The organism is Mycoplana sp. MJR14, from assembly GCF_029210525.1.
Lineage (GTDB): Bacteria > Pseudomonadota > Alphaproteobacteria > Rhizobiales > Rhizobiaceae > Mycoplana.
Map to the genome: position 1 here is coordinate 12,397 of NZ_JARGEO010000010.1, position 25,733 is coordinate 38,129.

Genomic DNA, 25,733 nt, shown 5'->3' on the forward strand with positions numbered 1-25,733 from the left:
CGCGCGAGCGGCTATGCGTGGATGCCGTCGATGCCGATCAGGCAGGCGTCGCCCGGCGCCTGGCCGAGGGGGACGCGGAGGTCGCATCTTCCCTCGACGAGCAGCACGTCGAGGGGTGCAAGCGCGAACGGCGTGTCGCCGGACACGACCGCGAGGTCTGCCAGCGCCAGCAGCAGGGTCCAGTCGTGCGACGCCGCAATCCGCTGCCCTGCGCCGAGCGAGATGCGCTCCAGCGTGTGGGTGAACAGGCCGCGCCGCGTCATCACGTTCAGGTCTGTGATCGGCCCGCCGGTCAGCCGGGCGAAGGTCGGCGCATCGGCGGGAAAGGCGAGGGGAGCCCCGTGGGGTCCGAGGACCTGCCGCCCCATGCCGTCGATCTCCAGTTCCATGCCGGCGCCGGACAGGACGGCAAGCGTCCGGTCGACGCCCGGAAAGCTCGAGAACGGCCCGTCGCTTGCGACCGTCGCCATGCTCACCCGCCAGCCGAAGTCGGCCAGGTCGCTGCCCTCCGGATAGACGGCCACCTCCACCGTCTCGCCGCCGCCGTTCTTCCACGGCATGCGGCGATGGCGGCTGCTGGCGAGGATTTTCGGTTCCGGCTGACGCATGCGCTGATCCTTGACACGGTGTCGGTTTAAACTAAGTTTAGTGGACTAAGTCCGAACGAGGCATCCATGGATACCATCAACATCCACGAGGCGAAGACCCATCTGTCGCGCCTGATCGAAAAGGCGGCGAAGGGAGAGGCCTTCATTATCGCCAAGGCCGGCAAGCCGATGGTCAAGGTCGTGCCGCTCGATGAGGCGGACGTCGCGGACAGGCGCCGGATCGGCTTCATGAAGGACATGATCGTCGTCCCCGAGGATTTCGACACGATGATGGCCGAGGAGATCGCCGGCATGTTCAACGACAGCGGCCTTCGCTCCCGATGAGGTTGTTGCTCGATACGCACGTCCTGCTCTGGGCTGCCGGCGCCAACGCCATGCTGCCCGCTGCCTTCCGGGCCGCGATCGAGGATGCCGGGAACGACGTGCTGTTCAGCTCCGCGAGCATCTGGGAAATCGCGATCAAGCAGGGGCAGGGTCGTCCCGATTTTCACGTCGATCCGCACGTGCTGCGCCAGCGCCTCCTGGAAAACGGTTACGGCGAGCTTCCCATCAATGGCGAACATGCGCTGGCGGTCGCTCGGCTACCACTTCTGCACAAGGACCCGTTCGACCGGATCCTCGTCGCCCAGGCGATTGTCGAGGGCGTTCGCCTGCTCTCCGTCGACCAGATGGTGCTGCAGTATCCGGGCCTCATGACGATCTGAGGCCCGGCACGCTCTCGTTTCCCCGTTCAGTTCCCGAGGATGCCCGGCAGGCGCAGGCCCTTGTCGCGGGCGCAGTCGAGCGCGATGTCGTAGCCCGCGTCGGCATGGCGCATGACGCCGGTGGCCGGGTCGTTCCACAGGACCCGTTCCAGCCTGCGGTCGGCATCGTCCGAGCCGTCGCAGCAGATGACCATGCCGGAGTGCTGCGAGAAGCCCATGCCGACGCCGCCGCCATGGTGCAGCGACACCCAGGTGGCGCCCGAGGCGGTGTTGAGCAGCGCGTTCAGGAGCGGCCAGTCGGAGACGGCGTCCGAGCCGTCCTTCATCGCTTCCGTCTCGCGGTTCGGCGAGGCGACCGAACCACTGTCGAGATGGTCGCGGCCGATGACGATCGGGGCGGAGAGCTCGCCGTTGCGCACCATCTCGTTGAAGGCGAGGCCGAGCTTGTGGCGGTCGCCGAGACCGACCCAGCAGATGCGCGCCGGCAGGCCCTGGAAGGCGATGCGGTCCTTCGCCATGTCCAGCCAGTTGTGAAGGTGCTTGTTGTCGGGCAGCAGTTCCTTGACCTTGGCGTCGGTCCTGTAGATGTCCTCCGGATTGCCGGACAGGGCCGCCCAGCGGAACGGACCGATGCCGCGGCAGAACAGCGGCCGGATATAGGCCGGCACGAAGCCGGGGAAGGCAAAGGCGTTGTCGAGGCCCTCGTCCTTGGCGACCTGGCGGATGTTGTTGCCGTAGTCGAGGGTGGGCACGCCGGCGTCCCAGAAGGCGACCATCGCCTCGACATGGGTCTTCATCGACGCGCGGGCCGCAGCCTCGACCGCCTTCGGATCGCTTTCGCGCCTGGCTTTCGCCTCCGCCACGCTCCAGCCGATCGGCAGGTAGCCGTTCAGGGGATCATGCGCGGACGTCTGGTCGGTGACGATGTCCGGGCGCGGGCCGCCGGCCTTCATGCGGCGCACCAGTTCCGGGAAGATCTCCGCGGCGTTGCCGAGCAGGCCGACGGATTTGGCTTCACCGGCCTTCGTCCAGCGGTCGATCATCGCCAGCGCCTCGTCGAGCGTTGTGGCCTTTTCGTCGACGTAGCGGGTGCGCAGGCGGAAATCGATGCGGGTCTCGTCGCATTCGACGGCGAGGCAGCAGGCGCCGGCCATGACGGCGGCGAGCGGCTGGGCGCCGCCCATGCCGCCGAGGCCGCCGGTCAGTATCCACTTGCCCTTGAGATTGCCGCCATAGTGCTGCCGGCCGGCCTCGACGAAGGTCTCGTAGGTGCCCTGCACGATGCCCTGGGTGCCGATATAGATCCACGAGCCGGCCGTCATCTGGCCGTACATGGCAAGGCCCTTCTTATCCAGCTCGTTGAAATGGTCCCAGGTCGCCCAGTGCGGCACGAGGTTGGAATTGGCGATCAGCACGCGCGGTGCATCCTTGTGGGTGCGGAAGACGCCGACCGGCTTGCCGGACTGGACGAGCAGGGTCTCGTCCTCGTTCAGGTCCTTCAGTGTGGCGACGATCCGGTCGAAATCGTCCCAGGTGCGCGCCGCCCGGCCGATGCCGCCGTAGACGACCAGTTCGTGCGGGTTTTCCGCCACGTTCGGGTCGAGGTTGTTCATCAGCATGCGCAGCGGCGCCTCGGTCATCCAGCTCTTGGCGTTGAGTTCGTTGCGCTGCGGGGCGCGCACGTCGCGAATGTTGTGGCGGGGATTGGTCATGGGGTCCTCCGGCTTAGTGTTTGAGTTCGGGCGCGATCCGTTCGATCCGCCTGAGAATGGTTTCGAGATGGCCGCGAAGCCGTTCCGCCTTGGTCGTGTCGTAGGCGAAGGGCGGCGTTTCCGTCGCAAGATGGGTCGACTGGGCCAGCTCCATCTGGATCGCATGGACGCCCGTCTCCGGCTTCCCGTAGTGCCTTGTCGTCCAGCCGCCCTTGAAGCGGCCGTTGAGGACGCTGCTGTAATTGTCCGCACGGGCTGCGATTTCGACCACTGCCGCCTCGATCGCCGGCGCGCAGGTCCGGCCCATGTCGGTGCCGATGTTGAAGTCCGGCAGCCGGCCCTCGAACAGGAAGGGGATGTGTGACCGGATCGAATGGCAATCGTAGAGCACGGCGATGCCGTGGATGGCCTTCACCCGCGCGATCTCCGCGGCAAGGGCCGCATGATAGGGGGCATGGAAGTCCCGCAGCCGCGCCGCGATGTCCCCGCCCGTCGGGCCTTCGCCGTCCCTCCAGATCGCCTGGCCGTCGAAGTCGGTCTCCGGCACCAGCCCGGTCGTGTTCTGGCCGGGATAGAGGCTCGTTCCCGCCGGATCGCGGTTCGCGTCGATGACGTAACGGTGGAAGGTCGCCCGCACGGTCGTGGCGTCGGCCAGCAGGCCGTCATAGAGGCGATGGATGTGCCAGTCCGTATCGGCGAGCCTGCGGCCGTTGTCGTTGAGCCGCTCCCAGATCGCAGCCGGGACATCGGTGCCGGTGTGGGGAAAGGCCAGGATGACCGGCGAGGCGCCCCGGCGGATTTCGAAGGCGGAGGTCGTCATGCCGAGAGCCCCCCCGGGTAGCCACATCCTCACCATCTCACCCCTCCAGCGCCGGCAGGATGCCGGCGGAAACCGATGCGTTCAGTGCCCCGGTCTTCACCAGCTCACCCGCGGCCGCCAGGTCGGTCGCCATGTAGCGATCCTCGTCCAGCGTCGGCACCGCGGTCCGCAGCGTGTCGATCGCCTTCTGCAATTCCCGGCTCGTGGCGAGCGGTGCGCGGAACTCCACGCCCTGCGCTGCCGTGATCGCCTCGATGCCGATGATCGCAAACAGGTTCTCCGTCATCTGCAGCAGGCGGCGGGCGCCGTGGCAGGCCATGGAGACGTGGTCTTCCTGGTTCGCCGAGGTGGGCGTGGAATCGACCGAGGCGGGATGCGAGAGCTGCTTGTTCTCGCTCATCAGCGCCGCCGACGTCACCTCGGCGATCATCAGGCCGGAATTCAGCCCGGGCTTCTTCGCCAGGAACGCCGGCAGGCCGTAGGAGAGGGCGGGGTCGACGAGAAGCGCGATGCGGCGCTGGGAGATCGCGCCGATCTCGCAGACGGCGAGCGCGATCTGGTCGGCGGCGAACGCGACCGGCTCGGCGTGGAAGTTGCCGCCGGAGACGACGGAATTGTCCGACAGCACCAGCGGGTTGTCGGTCACCGCATTGGCCTCGATCTCCAGCGTGCGGGCGACCGAGCGCAGGAGGTCGAGGCAGGCGCCGTCGACCTGCGGCTGGCAGCGGATGCAGTAGGGGTCCTGCACGCGCTCGTCATTGTCGATGTGGCTCTGGCGGATCGGCGAGCCCTCCAGCAGCGCGCGCAGGGCAGCGGCGGTATCGATCTGGCCGCGATGGCCGCGCAGGGTATGGATGTCGGGGTGGAACGGCGCGGACGAGCCCATCGCCGCGTCCGTCGACATCGCGCCGGTGATCAGCGCCGCCTGCGAGGCGCGGTGGGCGCGGAAAAGGCCGGCGAGCGCCAGCGCCGTGGACGCCTGGGTGCCGTTGATCAGCGCCAGTCCCTCCTTGGCCGCAAGCCTGACAGGCACGAGGCCTGCAGCTGAAAGCGCATCTGCGCCGGCCATGCGCCGGCCGTCGAAATAGGCCTCGCCGTGGCCCATCATCACCGCCGCCATGTGCGCCAGCGGCGCCAGATCGCCGGAGGCGCCGACGGATCCCTTTTCCGGAATGAGCGGGATCACGCCCTTTTCCTGCATCGCCTCGATCAGGCGGACGATTTCCAGGCGTACGCCCGAGGCGCCGCGGCCGAGCGAGACGAGCTTCAGCGCCATGATCAGGCGGACGATGTTTTCCGGCAGCGGCGCGCCGACGCCGCAGCAATGCGACAGGATCAGGTTCCGCTGCAGCGTCGCGACGTCGGCGGCGTCGATCTTGATCGAGGCGAGTTTGCCGAAGCCGGTGTTGATGCCGTAGACCGGCGCGTTGCCGGCGGCGATCTCGGCGATCCGCGCGGCGGCCTTCTCGATTCCCGCGTCGAAGGCGGGATCGAGGCGGGCGGGCTCGCCCGTCCAGTAGATGGTCTCGAGATCCTTGAGCGGCACGGAGCCCGGATGCAGGATGATGGTCATTGCGTTTTCTCCGATGTGGCGGCGGGCCGCCATTCGATGTCAGCGGCCGCGGTAGACGCGCCGGTGCAGCGGCTTGAAGCCCATGCGGTAGACGAGTTCGGCCGGCTGGCCGATGTCCCAGAGCGCGAAGTCGGCCCGCTTGCCGGCCTCCAGCGTCCCGATCTCGTCAAGCAGCCCCAGCGCACGCGCGGCCTCGCGCGTCGTCCCGGCCAGGCATTCCTCCACCGTCATGCCGAACAGCGTCGCCGCCATGTTCATGGTCAGAAGCAGCGAGGTCAGCGGCGAGGTGCCGGGATTATTGTCGGTGGCGACCGCCATCCGGACGCCGTGTTCGCGGAAGAGCGCGACCGGCGGCTTCTTCGTCTCGCGGATGAAGTAATAGGCGCCGGGCAGGATCACCGCGACCGTGCCCGCCTGCGCCATGGCCCTTGCGCCGTCGGCGTCGGTGTATTCCAGGTGGTCGGCCGACAGTGCCCCGTAGGACGCGGCGAGCGCTGCGCCGGCGAGATTGGAGAGCTGGTCCGCATGCAGCTTGACCGGCAGGCCGAGGCGCCTGGCCGCGTCGAACACGCGCGCGATCTCGGCCGGCGAAAAGGCGATGCCTTCGCAGAAGCCGTCGACGGCATCCGCGAGCCCGGCCGCGGCGACGGCCGGCAGCATGTCGGCGACGACCTTCTCGATATAGCCGGCCTTGTCGCCGTTCATCTCCGGCGGCAGCGCGTGCGCGCCGAGGAAGGTCGTGCGCACGGTGACGTCACGCAGCTCGCCCAGGCGTCGGGCTGCGCGCAGCGCCTTCATCTCGTTGTCGCGATCGAGACCGTAGCCCGACTTGATCTCGACCGTGGTGACGCCTTCGCCGATGAGCGCATCGAGCCGCGGCAGCGTCTCCGCCACCAGATCGTCTTCGCTGGCCGCCCGCAGCGCCCGCACGGAGGAGACGATGCCGCCGCCGGCGCGCGCGATCTCCTCGTAGCTCGCGCCTTGAAGGCGCATCTCGAACTCGTTGGCGCGGGTGCCGGCATGGACGAGATGGGTGTGGCAGTCGATCAGGCCGGGCGTGATCCAGCGCCCCTCGCAATCGATCGTCTCGGTCTTGCCGAGGGCGGCCGGCAGCTCCGATTCCGGACCGGCATAGGCGATCAAACCGTCGCGCACGGCAATGGCCGCATCCTCGATGACGCCGATGCCCGGAAGGGCCGGCGAGAAGGATGCCAGCCGCGCGTTGCGCCACAGCCTTGCCGTGTCGTCGCCGCTGCCTGAGGTCATCTGTGATATGGCCGTGGACATCGTTTCGCTCTTCCCTTGTTGATGGATAATGTATATACATATTGAAGCTCACGCAAGACCGATTTTGTGCCCCACGAGGAGGATCACGCCATGACAGCAATCTTTGCCGGCCAGGCGCTGTTGCCCGAAGGCTGGGCCAGCGACGTTCGCATGACGCTGAAGGATGGCCGCATCGCCACAGTCGAGACCGGCGTGGCGGCGGCCCCCGGCGACGAGCGTCACGGCGCGATCGTGCCGGGCATGGCCAACCTCCACAGCCACGCCTTCCAGCGCGGGATGGCCGGGCTCGCCGAGCTGCGCGGACCCGGCAGCGACAGCTTCTGGAGCTGGCGCACGGTGATGTACCGCTTCGCGCTGTCGATGAACCCGGAGCAGGTGGAGGCGGTCGCAGCCCAGCTCTATGTCGAGATGCTGGAAGCCGGCTTCACCCGCGTCGGCGAGTTCCACTACCTCCATCACGACGCCGACGGCCGGCCCTATGCCGACATCGGCGAGCTGGCGGCGCGCATCGCCGCGGCCGCGCGCACGACCGGCATCGGCCTGACCCTGCTGCCGGTCTTCTATGCCCATGCCGGCTTCGGCGGCAGCGCACCCGGGGAGGGGCAGCGCCGGTTCATCAACGACCGCGACGGCTATGCGCGTCTCCTGGCCCGCTGCCGGGAGCTGACTGCGGCGCTGCCGGGCGGCGTCACCGGCGTGGCGCCGCACAGCCTGCGGGCCGTCACCCCGGAAGAGCTGGCGGCGGTCGTGGCGCTCGCAGGCGACGCGCCGATCCACATCCACATCGCCGAGCAGGTGAAGGAGGTGGAGGACTGCATCGCCTGGTCGGGCCGCCGTCCGGTCGAATGGCTGCTGGAGAACGCGCCGGTCGACGGTCGCTGGTGCCTCATCCATGCGACCCACATGACCGATGCCGAGACCGACGCGATGGCGGCTTCGGGCGCGGTCGCGGGCCTGTGCCCGATCACCGAGGCCAATCTCGGCGACGGCACGTTCGCCGCGATCCGGTTCCTCGCCGGCGGCGGCCGCTTCGGCATCGGCTCGGATTCGAACGTGCTGATCGGCCTCGGCGACGAACTGCGCCAGCTCGAATACTCCCAGCGGCTGCTGCATCGCGGCCGCAACATGATCGCGGCCCCCGGCGGCTCCACCGGCCGCGCCCTGTTCGACGGGGCGATGGCGGGCGGCGCGGCGGCGCTCGGGGTGGAGACGGGGATCGCAGCCGGTGCGCCGGCCGATTTTGTCAGTCTCCGCCCGCGGCACGATATCCCCGTCTCCGGCGACCGACTGCTGGATGCCTGGGTGTTTTCGGCCGGTGTCGCGCCCGATACGGTCTGGGTCGCCGGGCGCAAACTGGTCGAGAACGGGCGCCATGCCGCACGCGAGGCGACGGCGGCGCGGTTCGCAGAAGCCATGCGGGCGCTTGCGGCCTGACGCGACGGCAGCCCGCCGGCAGCGGCGACAACGTCGGCCGTGGTTGCAGGAAAGCCCAGAATCGTGATGCTTCAGAAGATGGTCTCGCGCACGGTGCCGATCTTCCAAGACGCTGCGCGCAGACAACAGGCGGATGGAACAGGGGCATGGACAACACCACCGATCCCGCGCTGGCGGCCAAGGAGCCGTCGCTGCATCGGCGCATCCTGGAGGACGTCGAGGGCCGGATCATGTCCGGCGAATGGCCGCCGGGATACCGAATCCCCTTCGAGCACGAGCTGACGGCGCAATACGGCTGCTCGCGGATGACCGTCAACAAGGCCCTGACCGAACTCGTCAAGCGCGGCCTGATCGAGCGCCGGCGCAAGTCGGGCAGCTTCGTCACCCGCCCGCATGCGCAGTCGGCGGTGCTGGAGATCCATGACATCGAGGCTGAGGTGCGCTCGCTGGGGTTGCCTTACCGGTATCAGCGTCTGGCCCGGTCGGAGCGCGCCGCGCGGGCGGCCGAGCGCAAGCTGCTGGACCTTGCCGCCGGCGCGAAGCTTGTCGACCTCGTCGCCGTCCATCACGCCGGCGCGCGCCCCTTCTGCCTGGAGGAACGCTTGATCAGCCTCCAGGCGGTGCCGGAGGCGGCTGCCGAGGGGTTCGAACAGGTCCCGCCCGGCCAGTGGCTGCTGAGCCAGGTGCCGTGGAGCGCTGCCGAGCACCGCATCCGCGCCGTTTCGGCCGACCGGCGCGTCGCGGACCTCTTGCTGATTCCGGCGGGTGCCGCCTGCCTCGTCATCGAACGGCGCACCTGGAGCGGCGGCGCCTATGTCACCCATGTCCGGCTGACCTATCCGGGCGAAAGCCACGAGCTCGTCGCCGAGTTCGCGCCGAACCATCCCAAGGCCTGAGCCGGTGCGGCGCGCCCTTGTCTTCGCGCCCGCACCACAATTCGCCGAGCCGGGCTGGCTGGCCGGCCACCTACTCGACCACGACGATCGAGGACTCCTTCTTCCAGCGGGCCGTCGAGGAATTGAAGCCGTAGGCGCCCGGGCGGGTGAGCGTGATGAAGTCGGTGCCCTTGCCGGTCTCGCCCTCGGTGCCGGTGTCGGTGATCGTCAGCGACGCGCCGTCGCCGACGAGGGCCGCGATCCTCCGGCGGGCGTCGTCGGGAATGTCGATGCGGTCGAGCGCCGCCTTGACGGGATCGGCCGGACTTGCCGTGAAGGCGCCAGGTTCGGCGATGCCGAGACGCCGGCGCGTCGGGTCGGAAAGCGCGTTGTCCATCGTCACGGCGAACCACGCCAGCGCGCTGCCGCTGTCCGCGGTGCGCGCGAGCAGGAAATGCGTGCCGAGTTCGACGGTCTCGTCGCGGATCGTCACCGGCGCCTCCAGCACCGTCTCGAAGTCCTTGCGCACGGAGAGCCTCCCGTTGGCAGGCAGCGCGCGTCCGGCCTTGCGGAAAGCAGCCTCGACCAGCGCCGGCGTCACGGCCCCGTCGGCCGGCATCCCCTCGGCGCTCTGGAAGGCCTTGATCGCCAGCGTGGTCTGCGCGCCGGCCACGCCATCGGCAACGCCGGCGTCAAAACCGAGTTCGCCGAGCACCGTCTGCAGGTCCCTCAACCGGTCGCGCGCCGTCGCCCGGGTGACCAGGATGCGGACCGGATCGCCCGCCGGCCGCTGGATGGCGGGTCTTGCGACAGGCGGTTGCGGGATGCTCATGGCGACCTCGACTGCGCCGTCCGACGGATGCGGAATGGCCGGGCGCAGGGCGGCTTCGGAGAGAAGCTGGGCGTCCGGTTCGGCGCCTTCCGGCTGGAAGAGGGCGGGGTGCTCCACGACGTGCGGTGCCACGTCGCCGCCGGTGATCAGCACGTGGCCGCCGCGACGGGTCAGGCGGTAGAGCATCCGGGCGAAGTCGTCCGGCATGCGCACGCAGCCGTGCGAGGCGGGATAGGCCGGCACGTGGCTGGAGGCATGCAGGGCGATCCCGGACCAGGTCAGCCGCTGCATGAACGGCATCGGCGCCTCGTCGTAGATGTTGGAGTGGTGCATGCGCTTCTTCTCCAGGATCGAGAAGATGCCGGTCGGCGTCGTGTGGCCCTCCTTGCCGCTGGAGACGTTGGAGCTCGCGACCACGGTGTCGCCGTCATAGACCTTCAGCGTCTGCTGGTCCCTGGAGACGATGATCTGGAGCGGCCCCTCGATCGTTCCGGCGAGCGCCGTGGTCGAGGCGAGGGCGAGGATGCCGAACCCGGCTGCGAGGCGCAAAAGCATGTTTCCCTTCCTTGACGCAATACTCGGGAAGCTGTGGAGGATACGCCCTCGATTTTAAGGAACCTTTTATGGCGGGCCGCCGGCCGGCAATGGCGCGTACCCGTCCGGGTCCCGCGCCCGCATCCTCGCGCAGGCAACGGCGCATCGGGCGGCTACCGGCGGTCCTTGCCGAAAGTGTAGCCGGTCTCGACGCTCTTCTTGCCGAACTTGTCGCGCAGCGTGTTGATCGCGGCCTCGGCTGCGGCGCGGCGGCTGGCCTGCGGGTCGACGAGATCGGGCGGGTCGGCGCGCTGCGGGTCGCACAGGTCTGTGACTCCGATGCCGATCAGGCGGAACTTCGTCCCGTCCGCTTCCTTCTTCAGAAGCTCCATGCCGATCCGGAAGATCCGGTCGGCCAGCATGGTCGGGTCCTCAAGCTTGCGGTTGCGGGTGCGGCTCTTGAAATCGGCGGTCTTGAGCTTCAGCACCACCGTCTGCCCGGCGATCTCCGCCTTGCGCAGCCTTGCGGCCACCTGCTCGCTGAGCCGGCGCAAATGCGTGACGAGGTCGTCATAGGCGGCGATGTCGTCGAAGAAGGTCGTCTCGGAGGAGACGCTCTTGGCCGCGTCGTTCAGGTGGACTTCCCGGTCGTCCTGCCCGCGCGACAGATTGTAGAGCCGCTTGCCCATGACGCCGTAGCGCCGCATCAGCTCGGTCTCCTCCATCGTCTGCAACTGGCCGATCTCGCGGATGCCGTCGCGCTCCAGCGTCTCTGCGAAGGCCTTGCCGACGCCCCAGATCAGCCGCACGGGTTTCGTCCGCAGGAACTCCAGCGCTTCCGCCTGGCCGATGACGGAGAAGCCGCGCGGCTTCTGGAGGTCGGAGGCGACCTTGGCGAGGAACTTGCAATAGGAGAGGCCGACCGAAATGGTGATGCCGATCTCCTGTTCGATGCGCCGTGCAAACCGGGCGAGCACGCGCGCCGGCGGATCGTGATGGAGGCGCTCGGTCCCCTTGAGCTCGAGAAAGGCCTCGTCGATCGACAGCGGCTGAACGAGCGGCGTCAGCTCCTGCATCATCGTGCGGATCTGGCGGCCGACGCGGACGTACTTTTCCATGTCCGGCTTGATGACGATGGCCTGCGGACAGGCCTCCAGCGCCTTGAACATCGGCATGGCCGAGCGCACCCCATGGATGCGGGCGATATAGCAGGCGGTGGAGACGACGCCGCGCTTGCCGCCGCCGATGATGACGGGCTTGTCGGCGAGCTCGGGGTTGTCGCGCTTTTCGACCGAGGCGTAGAAGGCGTCGCAATCGATATGGGCGAGCGTCAGCCGGTAGAGCTCGTCATGGTAGAGGAGGCGCGGGCTGCCGCAATGCTTGCAGCGGCGATTGCCCGACGGCTGCCCCGTCAGGCAATCGCGGCAGAAACCCGGATGGCGCGCTTCGTCTGGCTGCATCTTGAGAACAAATATTGAACATTCGCACATTAGCCCGTAAGCTTGCGACTCTCAAGCCAGGCCAGTGAGGAGCGCATGGGAACCCGCGCCGCAATCGATGCTGTTGCAGATCCGGCCCGCCGGCATGGCGCAGGCCCGTCATCGGCCGGCACAGGCGGCAAAATGGGCGCGGATCCGGCGTTCGGCATCGCGCCAGTCGCTCGCCGTCACGATGAATCCCCCCGGATCCGGCGCCAGCGCCAGAAAGGCCTGGTTGGCCATCAGCCGCACGAGCAGCGCCTCGGGCACGCTTTCGCGCACCGAATGGTGGTTGGAGTGGATGTCGTCGATGAAGGCGAGCGGCAGCGAACGCCCGCGATGCAGCGCCTGCACGACGGGGCCCTTCGCCGCCTCCGTCGCCACCATCGGAAAATCGAGCCCGTGCCGGTCGAGCAGCCGGCGCCGGACCTCGGCATGACGCGGCGGCATCGCCGTCAGGAAGACGACGTCGGCGTCCCTGCCGAGCGCGCCAAGCGTCTCCACCGCCAGCGCCGCGGGCGTCTGCCACTGGTCCTGCGTGGCGAAGAACTCCTCCTGCAGCGCCTTGACCGCCGCCTCCAGCACCGCCTCTCCGGTGACGCGGTCGATGATGTTGCCGGTCAGGCGGAAGGAGCGGGGCAGCAGTTCGTGGCCGCGCGAGCGCAGGAAGGCGTCGAGCGGGGTCAGATACTCGAGCACCACCTCGTCGACGTCGCAGACGACGAGCGGCCGGTCCGACAGGTGCACGTGATCGAGCGGGACGATGTCGGCCCCGGTCTTCACGGCCAGTCGGCCCCGCTGCCGGCACCCGACATCAGCGCGTGCGCGCGCACCACCTGCTCGGGCTTGCGGTTCGTCGCCTCGCAGAAGGCGATCAGCGTCGGCTCGTGGCCCATCAGGAAGTCGAGCAGGCCGGCGAGGAAGCCGCGGTTGCCGGCTGCCTCGCGCAGCCCGGCCGGGTCGACGCCGGTGAGCGACAGAAAACGGGACAACAGTTCCGGCTCGCCCGCAAGCCAGGCAAGCACGGCGATTGCCGTGGTTTCGGCCTCCTGGGCCGATGTATCTTTTTGGCTTTGCATGGCAATTTCCCGGAAAAGTTACCTTTTAGTCAACCAAATGCCGCTACTGTCGCGAAGATCGCGCTGGGTGAAGTCGGTACTGCGGCAACTTATATATCTCCCGAGGTGTTGCAAGGCTGGAGCGAGGGGCAGGGACACGTGATGCCGAAGCAGGTGATGATAGTCGAGGACAACGAGCTGAACATGAAGCTCTTCCGTGACCTCATCGAGGCCTCGGGCTACAGCACGATCCAGACCCGCAACGGCATGGAGGCGCTGGATCTTGCGCGTCGCTACCGCCCGGACCTCATCCTGATGGACATTCAGCTGCCGGAAGTCTCGGGGCTGGAGGTGACGAAGTGGCTGAAGGAGGACGACGAACTGCACGTCATCCCGGTCATCGCCGTCACCGCCTTTGCGATGAAGGGCGACGAGGAACGTATCCGCCAGGGCGGCTGCGAGGCCTATGTGTCCAAGCCGATCTCGGTTCCGAAATTCATCGAGACCATCAAGACCTACCTGGGCGACGCATGAGGTTGAAATCCGATCGATGACCGCGCGCATCCTCGTCGTTGACGATATCCCCGCGAACGTGAAGCTCCTGGAAGCGCGTCTTCTGGCGGAGTACTTCGACGTTCTGACGGCGGACAACGGCTACGATGCGCTGGCGATCTGCGAGCGGACGCAGGTGGACCTGATCCTCCTCGACGTCATGATGCCGGGGATAGACGGTTTCGAGGTCTGCGAGCGGCTGAAGGAAAATCCGCGCACCGCACATATTCCGGTCGTGATGGTCACCGCACTCGACCAGCCGTCCGACCGGGTGAGGGGGCTGAAGGCCGGCGCCGACGATTTCCTCACCAAGCCGGTCAACGACCTGCAGCTGATGTCGCGCGTCAAGAGCCTTGTTCGGTTGAAGACCTTGACCGACGAGTTGCGCGTGCGCGCCGCGACGGCCGAGGCGATCGGGATGGAGACGGGGCTTGCCGGCGCGATCGGCGACGAGCCGGGCTCCGTCCTGCTCGTCGATGGCCGCGCCAGCTCGCAGGAGCGGATCGTCCGCGCGCTGAAGCCGATCGCGGAGGTCTCCTGCATGTCGGATCCGCAGGCGGCGCTGTTCGACGCCGCCGAGAACCCGTTCGAGCTTGTCATCGTCAATGCGAATTTCAGCGATTACGATCCGCTTCGGCTGTGCTCGCAGCTCCGTTCGCTGGAGCGCACGCGGTTCCTGCCGATCCTGCTGATCGCCGAGCAGGGCGACGACGACATGATCGTGCGTGCGCTCGATCTCGGCGTGACCGACTATCTCATGCGGCCGGTCGACGCCAACGAGCTTCTCGCGCGAAGCCTCACCCAGATCCGGCGCAAGCGCTACAACGACCGCCTGCGCGCCAGCGTCCGGCAGACGATCGAGCTCGCCGTCACCGACGGCCTGACGGGGCTCCACAACCGGCGCTATCTCGACAGCCATCTCAAGCTTCTGATCGATCGTTCCCTGGCCCGGGGGCGGCAGATGTCGATCTGCATGACCGACATCGACCGCTTCAAGCTGATCAACGATACCTATGGCCACGACGTCGGCGACGTGGTCCTGCGCGAATTCGCCAGCCGGCTTCGCACCGCGGTGCGCGGCGCCGATCTCGCCTGCCGCTATGGCGGTGAGGAATTCGTTCTCGTGATGCCCGACACGTCGGCGGAAACGGCTGCTGCGGTTGCCGAGCGACTGCGGATGACGATCGAGCAGGAACCTTTCCGGCTGTCCGACGGCGGCGTGCCGCTGCAGGTCACGGCTTCGATCGGCATCGCCTCGCTGCTGCCGCAGGGAGACGCCCCCGAGACGCTTCTGAAGCGGGCGGACAACGCCCTCTACGAGGCCAAGCGCGCCGGCCGCAACCGCGTCGTCGCAGCCGCAGCCTGAAGCGGGCTGCCCGATCCGCGATATCGACGGGTTCGGCGCTTGCGGCCGCCTGATCGGCGGCGACGCACCTCACCGCCCCATCACTTTTGTCTTGCCTTTCATCGCTGCCTTCCGCTCGCCTCGAGCGGAGGCGCGTCCTACTATCCCTGTCGGACCGGCGCCGGCGCCGTACGGGATCGAGACGTTCCGCGAGCGCCGGAATTTTTCCGTCCCGACGCGGGACGAATCGTGGCGGTGGCGACACAGTTGGTCTGCCGAATGCATTTATCCACAGATTTTGTACCCCTCATTTGAGTGAAAAATGACACAGCGTCAATTTCTGCAACGGCTGAGGAATGGCAAGTCGTGGCGGTTTGAAGGGCTCGGAGAAGCGTAAAAATAGTGGCGGATAGGCTACTTTTGACGATTTATATTACAGTTTGGGTTTGATAATGTATTCAATGTCTTCTGATGATGTGGTGATTGGGGCTCACCTAACGTCAGGTCTTACTCGGAAGACGACGTGCACCTGAGGGTTGGTGATGGGGGCGCACGATAACCGATGCTGCAAATAGCGTTTTCTTCGCCTGATGACCTCAGGTGGGGATGAACGAATTAACCTTCGCGGCTCGCACAGTAGCGGCAGCGCGCAAGATTTCATTGATTTTTTTCCAATTCCGCGCGATCTTTAAAGAAAGGCGAGCGAGAATTCGCCGCAAGTTACCCCATGATGCTAGGTCCGCCGCATCTCCTGGGTCGTGGGGTTGGCCGGCTGGTGACGACGTAAACGGAATCCTCGTGCCGTGGTCTTCCCCAGCCGGCCCCCGATCAACGCCGCTTCCGAAATACGGAGCGGCGTTTCGCGTTTCAGGGTTCTCCGTGCATCCGATGATTCGTCCGCCGCAAGCTCCCACGCCGGGCCTGCAGAATCACGGCACATAAAAAAGGCGCGCCGCCGGAGCGATGCGCCCTTCAGAGAGGCCGAAGTGTCAAGGATTACTTGATCTTCGTTTCCTTGAACTCGACGTGCTTGCGCGCGACCGGGTCGTACTTCGTCTTGGTCATCTTTTCCGTCATCGTACGGCTGTTCTTCGTCGTGACGTAGAAGAAGCCGGTGTCGGCCGTCGACAGCAGCTTGATCTTGATGGTGGTAGCCTTGGCCATGGTCGTCCTGCCTTTACAAAAACGAAGCCGTGGACGACCTGTCCGGTTCCACGGCATTGGAACTTCAATTGTGCGCGGAAACTACAAATCGCGCCTGAAAAGTCAAGCCCGTTTTGGCCGGAACACCATGCGGGCGAGGGAAAGGGCGACATAGAGCCCGAAGAAGAAGGCGATCGACCAGGCAAAGCCGTCGTCGCCGGCAACGTCGATGGCGACGCCCACGACCTGCGGGCCCGCGACCGTGCCGACCGCATAGCAGAAGATGAAGGCGGCGTTGGCGGCTGCAAGGTCCGCCCCGGTCAGCCGGGATCCGAGATGGCTGAGCCCGACCGTGTAGAGCCCGGAGACGCAGCCGCCCCAGAAGAGCAGCACCACCGCCATCAGGAGCCAGTTCTGCGACAGAAGCGGCAGGGAGGCGGCGCCGACCATGCCGATCAGCGCCATGATCGACAGCAGCCTGCGCCGGTCCCTCATGTGGTCGGACAGGAGCCCGAGCGGGATCTGGAACAGGAAGTTGCCGACGCCCATCACGGTGAGCAGCAGCGCTGCCTGCGATTCGCTGAAGCCGGCGCGGGTGGCATAGACGGGAAACAGCGACAGCCCGCCGACCTGGACCGCGCCGAAGACGAAGACGGCCGCCGTCGCCGTTGGCACGAGCAGGATGTAGCGCATGAAATGCATTTCCGGCTTTTCGTCGATGTCCGGGCTCTCGTTGCGGGCGATCAGGATCGGCACGGCCGCGAGCAGGATGACGAAGGCGCCGACCGCGAAAGGAACCGGACCCTCGCTGCCGAGCAGCGAGAACAGCAGCGGCCCGTTGGCGAAGCCGAGCGCCAGCACCGTCGCATAGATGCCGAGCACGAGCCCCCGCCGTCGCGGCGGGGCGGCGGCATTGATCCAGAACTCGGAGAGGATGAACACCATCGTCGTCGCCCCGTGGAAGACGATGCGCAGGGGAAACCAGAGCCAGAAGTTCTGGATGTAGTAGAAGCCGAGCGAACTGGCCGCGGCGAGCACGATGGCGGCGACCATGACGGTCGAGGTGCTGTATTTGTGCGCCAGCCGCGCCGTGAACGGGGCACAGACCATGGCGGCGACGCCGGCCATCGCCGAATTCAGGCCGATCAGCGTGGTCGGGATGCCGCGCTTCTCCATGATGATGCTGAGCAGCGGCAGGCCGAGACCGATGGCGATGCCGACGGCGGCGATCGAGGCCATGGCGGCGATCAGCGAGCGCCAGTGGATGCTGTCGGGCGTGGAAGAGGTCCCGGACTTGGGATCTGACATGCGTGATTCCATCGCTCTACAATAGGTCCCGGACGAATGTGCCACGACGGTGCATGAAGAAGGCCGCCTGCCCGCCGAACGGCAGGGACGGATCTTGCTGGAGGGAAGTCTTCAGTTCTTCAAGAACGGAGATCGTGATCGCGGGCATATCGACTTTCAATGTCTGGAAGATGTCAATCCACCGCAGGTCCGAAAGCTCGGGGCTGTCGTGCACCGTTTGCGGGTCGATCTCCGCATCGTCGGTAAATAGGGCGAAAAAGCGGGTGTCGAAGCGACGGACCTGTCCGGGCGGGGTGATCGCGCGGGCGACGAAGCGCAGCCGGGAGAGGTCGGGATGAAAGAGATGGCTGCCGGCAGGCGCGCCGTCCACCGCGCTTCCGACGGTGACGCCGGCCTCTTCGCGCAGTTCCCGCAGGGCCGCGACGCCGAGGCCGCGCAGCGTTGCCGGAACCGTGCGCACCGGCGTTCGCTGCTTGAGCCGCTCGAAGGCTGCGGGATGGAACGGGGCATGGACCGGCATGCGCGAATCTAGCGGATCGCGCCGCCCGCCGGGGAAGACGTAGACGTCGGGCATGAACACATGCCGGCTGCTGCGCTTGCCGACGAGGACGCGGAAACGGTCGTCCGACCGGTCGATGAGGATCACCGACGCCGCATCCACCGGCCGCAGCGGGCTCGGCCCGCTCATGCGCCGGCGTCGCGCTGCGGCAGCTCGTCCTCCGGCGCCTCCGCCTGTCCGCCGAAACCGTGCATCCGCAGCGCCCATTGCAGTCCGATGACGCCGCCCTTGACCGGCTGCATCAGCGCCAGCGCGCCGATCAGCGTCAGCGGCACCCAGATCGCCAGGTGCATCCAGGTGCTGAACGGCAGGATGAGGTCCGTCATCATGTAGCCGCCGAGCACCAGGTGACCGACGATGGTGATGACCAGGTAGGGCGGCAGGTCGTCGGCGCGATGATGGTGCATTTCCTCGCCGCAGACCGAACAGGCATCGACCGGCTTGAGGAAGGACGCAAACAGCCGGCCTTCGCCGCAGGCGGGGCAGCGGCCGAGAAGGCCGCGGCGGATGGAGCGGGCCGCCGGCCGGTCCTCCGGATGGGCTGGGGCCGCTCCCTTGCGCTTCTGTTCGAATGTCGCCTGCATCGTCACAACTCTTGCTTCACGGCCAGCCGTCCGGTCCTAGCGCCGGCCTCGGGGCGGCCGCGTTCCCGGCTGCCGCCGCGATCCCGCCCGGTCGCGCCGGCCGGCCTTGTGGAAGGAGCGCACGCCCGTCGGCATCTTGCGCCCCTCGCTCAGCATCTCGAAGCGCAGGGCGCCTGCCAGCGGCACGGCCTCGGCGAGCCTCACCTGCACCTCGTCGCCGAGCCGGTAGCCGAGCCCGGTCTTCTCGCCCGAGAGCGCCTGGTGCGCCTCGTCGTAGATATAGTAGTCGCGTCCGAGCGTGGAGATGGGGACGAAGCCGTCGGCGCCATAGGCGGGCAATACGATGAAGAGGCCGGCCTTGGTGACGCCCGAGACGCGTCCCAGGAACTCCTCGCCGATCCGGCCGGCGAGATGATGGGCGATCAGCCGGTCCACCGTGTCGCGCTCGGCCGCCATGGCGCGGCGCTCGAAGGTGGAGATCTCGGCGGCGATGTCGTCGAGGGCTGCCTCCTCGTCCATGGTGATGCCGCCTTCGCCGAGCTTCAGCGAGGCCACCAGCGCCCGGTGCACGATCAGGTCGGCATAGCGGCGGATCGGCGAGGTGAAGTGGGCGTACTTCATCAGGTTCAGGCCGAAGTGGCCGATGTTCTCCGGGCTGTAGATCGCCTGGCTCTGCGAGCGCAGCACCATCTCGTTGACCATCTGCTGGAACGGCTTGTCCTCGGCCTTCTTCAGGATGCCGTTGAAATGGTTGGCGCGCATGTTGCCGCCGCGTACCAGCGCGATGTCGAGCGTGCCGAGAAACTCGCGCAGCGTCTCCTGCTTGGCGAGCGAGGGGGCGTCGTGCACACGGTAGATCAGCGACTGCTGCCGCTTCTCCAGCGTCTCGGCGGCGGCGACGTTCGCCTGGATCATCATCTCCTCGATCAGCTTGTGCGCATCGAGCCGCGGCGGCACGACGACCCGGTCGACGGTGCCGTCCTCCTTCAGCAGGATCTTGCGCTCGGGCATGTCGAGTTCGAGCGGCTGGCGGCGGTCGCGGCCGACCGTCAGCACGCGGTAGGCATGCCACAGCGGCTTCAGGATCGTCTCTAAGATGGGGCCGGTCTTGTCGTCCGGTGCGCCGTCGATGGCGGCCTGCGCCTGCTGGTAGGAGAGCTTGGCCGCACTCTTCATCATGATGCGGTGGAAGGTGTGGCTCGCCTTGCGGCCTTCCTTCGAGAATACCATGCGCACGGCGAGCGCCGGCCGGTCGACGCCTTCCTTCAGCGAGCAGAGGTCGTTGGAGATCCGCTCCGGCAGCATCGGCACGACGCGGTCGGGGAAATAGACCGAGTTGCCGCGCTTCAGCGCCTCGCGGTCGAGCGCGGAACCGGGCCGGACATAGTAGCTGACGTCGGCGATCGCCACGGTGACGATCACGCCGCCGGGGTTTTCCGGCGCGGTGTCCGCCTCCGCATAGACCGCGTCGTCGTGGTCCTTGGCATCGGCCGGGTCGATGGTGATCAGCGGCAGGTCGCGCCAGTCCTCGCGGTGCGCCATCGTCGCCGGGCCTGCGGCCGCGGCCTCCTTCAGGACGCTGTCGGGAAAGATGTAGGGAATGCCGTGCGCGTGGATCGCGATCATCGAGATCGCTTTTTCCGAAGCGACCGAACCGATCACCGCCTTGATCTGCGCGCGCGGCAGGCCGTAGCGGCCGATCCGCAGCACGTCGATCTCCACCAGGTCGCCGTCCTTGGCGTTCGCGGTGAAGTCGCTGTCGACGGCGAGTTCCTCGCCGCGCTTGTCGATCGGCATGATCCGCCCGCCGCCGTCCGGCAGGGCGCGGAACACGCCCATGCCGGCATTCTTGCGCTTGTCGAGGATCTTGATGACGCGGGCCGTATAGGCCGGGCCGCCACGGTCCTTGGCCGGGAAGATCTTCGCCAGCACCCGGTCGCCGAGGCCCGCGACCGGCGCCTTGCCGGCCGACTTGCCGACACTCGGCTGACGGATCGTCACGGCCGGCGCCACACCGAGATCGTCCAGCCATTCGGCCGGCCGGCCGATGAGATCGCCGGTGACGTCGCGGGTGGTGATGTCGAGGACGGCGACGGGGGGCAGGGCGCCCGGACGCACGAGCGACTTGCGCCGCTTCTCCAGCAGGCCCTCTTCCTCGAAGCTCTTCAGGATCTGCTTCAGCTCGACCCGCTTTTCGCCCTTCAGCCCGAACTCCTTGGAGATCTCGCGCTTGGACGCCTTGTCGGGATGTTCGGCGATGAAGCGCAGCAGCACCTCGCGCGGCGGGATCTCGCCGTGGATCAGCGGAATCTCCGCGCCCGGCGGCAGGTCGCGGCCCGCCCGTCCGGGACGCTTGCTCTGCCTCGACCGGTCGCGCGGGTCATGCGTCATTCGCTTGCTTTCTTGCTCTTTGCGGCCGATTTCGCGGCGGGCTTGGCCTTGGTTCCGGTCGCCTTCTTCGGTGCCTTGGCCTTGGCGGTCTTTTCGCCGTCCGCCTTGGCGACCGCGGTCTTCGTCGTCCTGGCGGCCTTCGCCTTGCCCTTCGTGCCGCCGCCCTTGCCGGCCTTCTCAGCGATCAGCACCAGCGCCTCCTCGAGCGTGACGGCCTGCGCGTCCTTGCCCTTCGGCAGCGTCGCGTTGACCTTGCCCCAGTTGACATAGGGGCCGTAGCGGCCGTCGCGGACGGTGATCGGCCCGCCGTCGGGATGGTCGCCGAGCGTCTTCAGCGCCGCAGGCGTGCCGCCGCGGGCGCGGCCGCCGCCCTTCGTCTGCTTGTCGGCGAGCACCGAGACGGCGCGGTTGAGGCCGATCGAGAACACGTCCTCGATGCTCTCCAGATTGGCATAGGTGCCGTCATGCAGCACGAACGGCCCGTAGCGGCCGAGGCCGGACGAGATCATCTTCCCCGTCTCGGGATGCGCGCCGATATCGCGCGGCAAGGACAGCAGCGCCACCGCCTTCTCGTGGTCGATGCCGGCCGGCGCCCAGCCCTTGGGCAGGCTGGAGCGCTTGGCGTCCTTGCCGTCGCCGCGCTGGACGTAGGGGCCGAAGCGGCCCGAGCGCAGGGTGATCTCCTCGCCGGTGTGCGGGTCCTTGCCGAGCGCCTGCGGCTCGCTGGAGACCTGGCCCTCGCCATTGGCCGCCTCCGCGCCGAACGGCCGGGTGTAGCGGCATTCGGGATAGTTGGAGCAGCCGATGAAGGCGCCGCTGCCGCGGCCGAGCTTCAGGGACAGCTTGCCGGTGCCGCAGGAGGGGCAGGCGCGCGGATCGCCGCCGTCCTCGCGCTTCGGAAAGGCGAGGGGGGCGAGGATCTCGTTCAGCGCATCGAGCACGTTGGTGACGCGCAGTTCCTTGGTGTCGTCGATCTGGGCGATGAAGTCCTTCCAGAAGTCGCGCAGCACGTCCTTCCAGTTGAGTTCGCCGGCCGAGATCTGGTCGAGCTTTTCTTCCAGCGAAGCGGTGAAGTCGTATTCGACGTAGCGGGTGAAGAAGCTCTCCAGGAAGGCCGTCACCAGCCGGCCCTTGGCCTCGGGCATCAGCTTGCGCTTGTCGATGACGATGTATTCGCGGTCCTCCAGCGTCTTCAGCGTCGCAGCATAGGTGGAGGGGCGGCCGATGCCGAGCTCTTCCATCTTCTTGATCAGCGAGGCTTCCGAGTAGCGCGGCGGCGGCTCGGTGAAGTGCTGGCTGGCGTTGATCTTCTGCTTGGCGAGGGCCTCGCGCGCGTTGATCTCCGGCAGGCGGCCGTCCTCGTCGCCGTCGTCGGACGGCTCGCCGTCCTCCTTCTGGTCGGTGTAGGCGGCGATGAAACCGTCGAAGCGGATGACCGAGCCCGTGGCGCGCAGGCCGGCATGCTTGCCGCCATTGTCGGCGTCGATCTCGACGGTGGTGCGTTCGATCTCGGCGGATGCCATCTGGCTGGCGATCGCCCGCTTCCAGATCAGGTCGTAGAGGCGGGCCTGGTCGGGATCGAGGGCCCGGCGGACCTGGTCGGGCACGCGGTTGAAGTCGGTCGGGCGGATCGCCTCGTGCGCCTCCTGGGCGTTCTTGGCCTTGGTGGAATAGAAGCGCGCCTTCTCCGGCAGGTAGCGGTCGCCGAACTGGCTACCGATCGCCCGGCGGGCGGCGTCGATCGCCTCGGGCGCCATCTGCACGCCGTCGGTACGCATGTAGGTGATGAGGCCGACGGTCTCGCCGCCGATGTCGATGCCCTCGTAGAGCCGCTGCGCCACCTGCATGGTGCGCGACGCCGAGAAGCCGAGCTTGGAGGAGGCGGCCTGCTGCAGCGTCGAGGTGGTGAAGGGCGGGGCCGGGTTGCGCTTGGTGGGCTTGGCCTCGACGCTTTCCACGCGATAGGCCGCACCTTCCAGCAGGTCCTTGAGGCGGTTCGCCTCCTCGGCGTTGCCGACCGAGCGCGCCTGCAGGCGCTTGCCGTCCGCCGAGACGAGCTTGGCCTCGAATTCGTCGCCGCGCGGCGTCTTCAGCAGCGCCGAGAGGTTCCAGTATTCTTCCGAGACGAAGCGCTCGATCTCGGCCTCGCGGTCGCAGACGAGCCTGAGCGCCACTGACTGCACGCGGCCGGCCGAGCGTGCGCCCGGCAGCTTGCGCCAGAGCACCGGCGACAGGTTGAAGCCGACGAGATAGTCGAGCGCGCGGCGGGCGAGATAGGCGTCGACCAGCGCGATATCGATGTCGCGCGGCGCCTTCATCGCATCCAGCACCGCAGACTTGGTGATGGCGTTGAAGACGACGCGCTTGACCGGCTTGTCGCCGAGCACCTTCTTCTTCTTCAGAAGGTCCAGCACGTGCCAGGAGATCGCCTCGCCCTCGCGATCCGGGTCGGTCGCCAGAATCAGGCCGTCGGAGGATTTCACCGCATCCGCAATGTCCTTCATCCGCTTGGCCGAGGCGCCGTCGACCTCCCAAGACATCTCGAAGTCCTGGTCGGGAAGCACCGAGCCGTCCTTGGCAGGCAGGTCGCGCACATGGCCGAACGAGGCAAGCACCTTGTAGCCCGAACCCAGATACTTGTTGATTGTCTTGGCCTTGGCAGGCGATTCCACCACTACAACATTCATCGTCGTTCTCTGTGCCGGGGGCCGGTCCCGGCGGGATGGCCCTTCTGTTCTGCGATACGCGCCGGCGTTGTCTTGGCCCTCGAAATGAACAGGGAAAACGTCCCGGTCAAGAGGAGGGCGCAAAATAACTGGCGTTCGATGGGTACAACCTAAGAGGGTTCTAGCTTGTGTTGCAATTTAAAATAAAGGTTGTATCGTCTTCCGGGAGTGAAGGCTGCGGCGATGACGTCTGTCTGCGCAGCGGTATTCGGACAGGATGTGCAAATGAATACCAAACCGATCATTCCGGCCCCTCCCACCGGACGGACGCAGGAGAACGTGGCCTATATCCGCCAGATGCTCGGCGAGCTGCGCGCCGTCGCCAACATGGAGGGCGCGGAGATGCTGCGCTATCTGATCGAGATGGCCTATGTCGAGGCGGGCGACATCCAGGCCGGACTGCGGCCGCTCTCAATCGGCGGCGATCGAGACAAGGCCGCCGGGGTGACGGTGAAGACGGCCGGCAAGATCCAGTTCTAGAAGCACGAGGTAGACGGTCGCAGCCGGCAGCTCGGTGTGGCGGATGATCTCGTCGATCTCCACCGGGGTGGGGCCGAGCGCGGAGGCGATGCGGCCGCGATCGCCGTCGCTCGGCGGCAGGGCGATCGCCTCCCGCTGCGGCTCGTCGGCGCCGGACGGGCCGGCAAACAGGTCCGGCTCGCGCATCGGCGCCAGCGCCTCCAGGATATCGGCGACCCCGGTGGTGACGATCGCCCCGTCCTTCAGGAGACCGTTCGTCCCGTGCGCGCGGGGATCCAGCGGCGAGCCCGGAACGGCGAAGACGAGGCGGCCGAAATCGGCGGCATTGCGCGCGGTGATCAGCGAGCCGGAACGGCTGGCGGCCTCGACGACCACGAGCCCGAGCCCGATGCCGGCGATCAGCCGGTTGCGCCGCGGAAAGTCGCGCGCCCTGGGCTCCCAGCCGAACGGCATCTCGCTGACGGCGAGGCCGTTGCCGGCGGTGATCTCGTCCAGGAGGCCGATGTTCTCGGGCGGATAGGGCTGGTCGAGGCCGCCTGCCATCGCGGCGATCGTTCCGGTGGCAAGGCTCGCGCGATGGGCGGCCGTATCGATCCCGCGGGCGAGGCCCGAGACCACGGCATAGCCGGCCGCGCCGAGATCCCTTGCCAGCATGCCGGCGAATTTCGCCCCCGCGATCGACGCGTTGCGGGAGCCGACGATGCCGACGGCGACGTCCCCGGCAATCTTCCGGTTGCCCTTGATCGCAACAAGCGGCGGGGCGCCGTCGATCTGGCGGAGCAGCGCCGGATAGTCCGGCTCGCCGATGCCGACGAAGGCCGCGCCGTGCCGTTCCGCCAGGTCGAGCTCGCGCTCGGCATCGGCGCGGCTGGCGATCCGGATCGTCCGGACGGCGCCGCCGCGGCGGGAGAGTTCCGGCAGCATCTCGAGCGCCGCCTCGGCCGTGCCGAAATGATTGATCAGGTCGCGGAAGGTGACGGGGCCGACATTGTCGCTGCGGATCAGCCTGAGCCAGGCGATCCGCTGTTTCTCCGAAAGCGCAATTCCCTGCCTGCCTGCGCCCTCGGACATGCGCCCTCTCGTCCTAGCCCTTGCTGCCGATCCTGCTTTCGGTGCCGTTGATCAGGCGCGCGATGTTGGCGCGGTGCTTCCACCACGAGATCGCGCTCATGACGGCGAACAGCAGTGCAACCTCTTCGTTCCCCAGAAACCATAATACAACCGGAACGACGAGCATTGCAACCAGGGCGGCAAGCGAGGAGTAGCGGCTGATGAAGGCGACGGCGAGCCAGATGGCGGCGAACACGGCCAGCACGATCGGCACGAGCCCGAGGAGCACGCCGAGATAGGTGGCGACGCCCTTGCCGCCCTTGAAGCCGAGCCAGACCGGAAAGAGGTGGCCGAGGAAGGCGGCAAAGCCTGCGGCGATGCCGGCTTCCAGCCCCCATCGCGACGCGATCGCCGCCGCCGCCGTCCCCTTCAGCGCATCCAGGAGCAAGGTGGCCGCCGCCAGCTTCTTGTTGCCGGTGCGCAGCACGTTGGTGGCGCCGATATTGCCGGAGCCGATCTGTCGCACGTCGCCGAGCCCCGCCATCCGGGTCAGGATCAGGCCGAAGGGGATCGAGCCGAGAAGGTAGCCGAAGGCAAGGCTCAGAAGCGTCGGCAGCGGTCCCAGCTGCCAGGTCAGGATGTCAGGCACTTTTGAATCTCCCCCGAGATTGCCGAATGAA

General features: G+C 67.4%; 24 protein-coding genes. 7 read left to right on the forward strand and 17 right to left on the reverse strand.

The window, feature by feature from the left end:
* Positions 1–11: 11 nt before the first annotated feature.
* Positions 12–608 carry a HutD family protein gene (locus P0086_RS19925; protein ID WP_275788755.1) on the reverse strand — a complete coding sequence of 199 codons (597 nt, stop codon included), beginning with the start codon at positions 606–608 and terminating at the stop codon, positions 12–14.
* Between the two features lie 66 nt (positions 609–674).
* On the opposite strand from P0086_RS19925, the gene P0086_RS19930 reads away from it, so the two are divergent.
* Complete coding sequence (locus P0086_RS19930; RefSeq protein WP_112611716.1) at positions 675–932, forward strand: type II toxin-antitoxin system prevent-host-death family antitoxin; 258 nt, start codon at positions 675–677, stop codon at positions 930–932.
* On the forward strand, positions 929–1,312 hold the full coding sequence (locus P0086_RS19935) for a type II toxin-antitoxin system VapC family toxin (RefSeq protein WP_275788761.1): 384 nt from the start codon (positions 929–931) through the stop codon (positions 1,310–1,312). The genes P0086_RS19930 and P0086_RS19935 overlap by 4 nt, the downstream gene beginning before the upstream one ends.
* Before the next feature lie 26 nt (positions 1,313–1,338).
* On the opposite strand, the gene hutU is transcribed toward P0086_RS19935, so the two are convergent.
* The 4 genes from hutU to hutI are packed head-to-tail and all read right to left on the reverse strand — an operon-like array spanning position 1,339 to position 6,683.
* Positions 1,339–3,024 (reverse strand): urocanate hydratase, encoded by a 1,686-nt coding sequence (hutU, locus tag P0086_RS19940; RefSeq protein WP_275788763.1) that lies wholly within the window; start codon positions 3,022–3,024, stop codon positions 1,339–1,341.
* 13 nt (positions 3,025–3,037) lie between these two features.
* Positions 3,038–3,844 (reverse strand): N-formylglutamate deformylase, encoded by an 807-nt coding sequence (gene hutG, locus P0086_RS19945; RefSeq protein ID WP_275788766.1) that lies wholly within the window; start codon positions 3,842–3,844, stop codon positions 3,038–3,040.
* Between the two features lie 37 nt (positions 3,845–3,881).
* Positions 3,882–5,417, reverse strand: coding sequence for a histidine ammonia-lyase (gene hutH, locus P0086_RS19950; protein ID WP_275788769.1), 1,536 nt, complete (start codon positions 5,415–5,417; stop codon positions 3,882–3,884).
* Between the two features lie 39 nt (positions 5,418–5,456).
* Positions 5,457–6,683 carry an imidazolonepropionase gene (gene hutI / locus P0086_RS19955; RefSeq protein WP_275788772.1) on the reverse strand — a complete coding sequence of 409 codons (1,227 nt, stop codon included), beginning with the start codon at positions 6,681–6,683 and terminating at the stop codon, positions 5,457–5,459.
* 111 nt (positions 6,684–6,794) lie between these two features.
* On the opposite strand from hutI, the gene P0086_RS19960 reads away from it, so the two are divergent.
* Together P0086_RS19960 and hutC are read left to right on the forward strand one after the other, a co-directional pair.
* A complete protein-coding gene (locus P0086_RS19960; protein ID WP_275788774.1) occupies positions 6,795–8,138 on the forward strand; it encodes a formimidoylglutamate deiminase in 1,344 nt (447 codons plus the stop codon).
* A 146-nt stretch (positions 8,139–8,284) separates the two neighbouring features.
* Positions 8,285–9,034 carry a histidine utilization repressor gene (hutC, locus tag P0086_RS19965; RefSeq protein WP_275788777.1) on the forward strand — a complete coding sequence of 250 codons (750 nt, stop codon included), beginning with the start codon at positions 8,285–8,287 and terminating at the stop codon, positions 9,032–9,034.
* Between the two features lie 70 nt (positions 9,035–9,104).
* Here the strand turns inward: hutC and P0086_RS19970 are convergent, their stop codons facing one another.
* The 4 genes from P0086_RS19970 to P0086_RS19985 form a co-directional block, all read right to left on the reverse strand.
* Positions 9,105–10,400, reverse strand: coding sequence for a L,D-transpeptidase family protein (locus P0086_RS19970; RefSeq protein ID WP_275788779.1), 1,296 nt, complete (start codon positions 10,398–10,400; stop codon positions 9,105–9,107).
* Between the two features lie 152 nt (positions 10,401–10,552).
* On the reverse strand, positions 10,553–11,869 hold the full coding sequence (locus tag P0086_RS19975) for a DNA polymerase IV (protein ID WP_112599635.1): 1,317 nt from the start codon (positions 11,867–11,869) through the stop codon (positions 10,553–10,555).
* A 108-nt stretch (positions 11,870–11,977) separates the two neighbouring features.
* A complete protein-coding gene (locus P0086_RS19980; RefSeq protein ID WP_275788782.1) occupies positions 11,978–12,640 on the reverse strand; it encodes a hypothetical protein in 663 nt (220 codons plus the stop codon).
* Positions 12,637–12,936: a DUF3572 domain-containing protein gene (locus P0086_RS19985; RefSeq protein WP_112599637.1), complete on the reverse strand. Its 300-nt coding sequence runs from the start codon at positions 12,934–12,936 to the stop codon at positions 12,637–12,639. The genes P0086_RS19980 and P0086_RS19985 overlap by 4 nt, the downstream gene beginning before the upstream one ends.
* Positions 12,937–13,077: 141 nt before the next feature.
* On the opposite strand from P0086_RS19985, the gene P0086_RS19990 reads away from it, so the two are divergent.
* Together P0086_RS19990 and P0086_RS19995 are read left to right on the forward strand one after the other, a co-directional pair.
* Positions 13,078–13,449 carry a response regulator gene (locus P0086_RS19990; protein WP_097138872.1) on the forward strand — a complete coding sequence of 124 codons (372 nt, stop codon included), beginning with the start codon at positions 13,078–13,080 and terminating at the stop codon, positions 13,447–13,449.
* A 16-nt stretch (positions 13,450–13,465) separates the two neighbouring features.
* Entirely contained in the window at positions 13,466–14,833 is a 1,368-nt protein-coding gene (locus tag P0086_RS19995) for a PleD family two-component system response regulator (RefSeq protein ID WP_148180287.1), read from the forward strand.
* Positions 14,834–15,808: 975 nt separating this feature from the next.
* Here the strand turns inward: P0086_RS19995 and rpmG are convergent.
* From rpmG to topA, 6 genes are all read right to left on the reverse strand, one after another.
* A complete protein-coding gene (gene rpmG, locus P0086_RS20000) occupies positions 15,809–15,976 on the reverse strand; it encodes a 50S ribosomal protein L33 (RefSeq protein ID WP_097138867.1) in 168 nt (55 codons plus the stop codon).
* Positions 15,977–16,078: 102 nt separating this feature from the next.
* Positions 16,079–17,263 (reverse strand): MFS transporter, encoded by a 1,185-nt coding sequence (locus tag P0086_RS20005; RefSeq protein WP_112599639.1) that lies wholly within the window; start codon positions 17,261–17,263, stop codon positions 16,079–16,081.
* 16 nt (positions 17,264–17,279) lie between these two features.
* Positions 17,280–17,951 (reverse strand): NUDIX hydrolase, encoded by a 672-nt coding sequence (locus tag P0086_RS20010; protein WP_112613718.1) that lies wholly within the window; start codon positions 17,949–17,951, stop codon positions 17,280–17,282.
* Positions 17,948–18,406: a DUF983 domain-containing protein gene (locus P0086_RS20015; protein ID WP_275788794.1), complete on the reverse strand. Its 459-nt coding sequence runs from the start codon at positions 18,404–18,406 to the stop codon at positions 17,948–17,950. The genes P0086_RS20010 and P0086_RS20015 overlap by 4 nt, the downstream gene beginning before the upstream one ends.
* A gap of 36 nt (positions 18,407–18,442) precedes the next feature.
* Positions 18,443–20,797, reverse strand: coding sequence for a ribonuclease R (gene rnr, locus P0086_RS20020; protein WP_275788796.1), 2,355 nt, complete (start codon positions 20,795–20,797; stop codon positions 18,443–18,445).
* The gene (topA, locus tag P0086_RS20025; RefSeq protein WP_275788799.1) at positions 20,794–23,484 is read right to left on the reverse strand and encodes a type I DNA topoisomerase; all 2,691 of its coding nucleotides are present in this window, start codon (positions 23,482–23,484) and stop codon (positions 20,794–20,796) included. Before topA ends, rnr begins: the two co-directional genes overlap by 4 nt.
* A gap of 264 nt (positions 23,485–23,748) precedes the next feature.
* Here topA and P0086_RS20030 point away from each other — a divergent pair, with 264 nt between their 5' ends.
* Complete coding sequence (locus tag P0086_RS20030; RefSeq protein WP_112599644.1) at positions 23,749–24,003, forward strand: hypothetical protein; 255 nt, start codon at positions 23,749–23,751, stop codon at positions 24,001–24,003.
* Here the strand turns inward: P0086_RS20030 and dprA are convergent.
* Positions 23,935–25,074, reverse strand: coding sequence for a DNA-processing protein DprA (dprA, locus tag P0086_RS20035; protein ID WP_275788803.1), 1,140 nt, complete (start codon positions 25,072–25,074; stop codon positions 23,935–23,937). The two genes, P0086_RS20030 and dprA, sit on opposite strands and share 69 nt — an antisense overlap.
* A gap of 13 nt (positions 25,075–25,087) precedes the next feature.
* The gene (plsY, locus tag P0086_RS20040; RefSeq protein ID WP_112611701.1) at positions 25,088–25,702 is read right to left on the reverse strand and encodes a glycerol-3-phosphate 1-O-acyltransferase PlsY; all 615 of its coding nucleotides are present in this window, start codon (positions 25,700–25,702) and stop codon (positions 25,088–25,090) included.
* Positions 25,703–25,733: the final 31 nt, after the last annotated feature.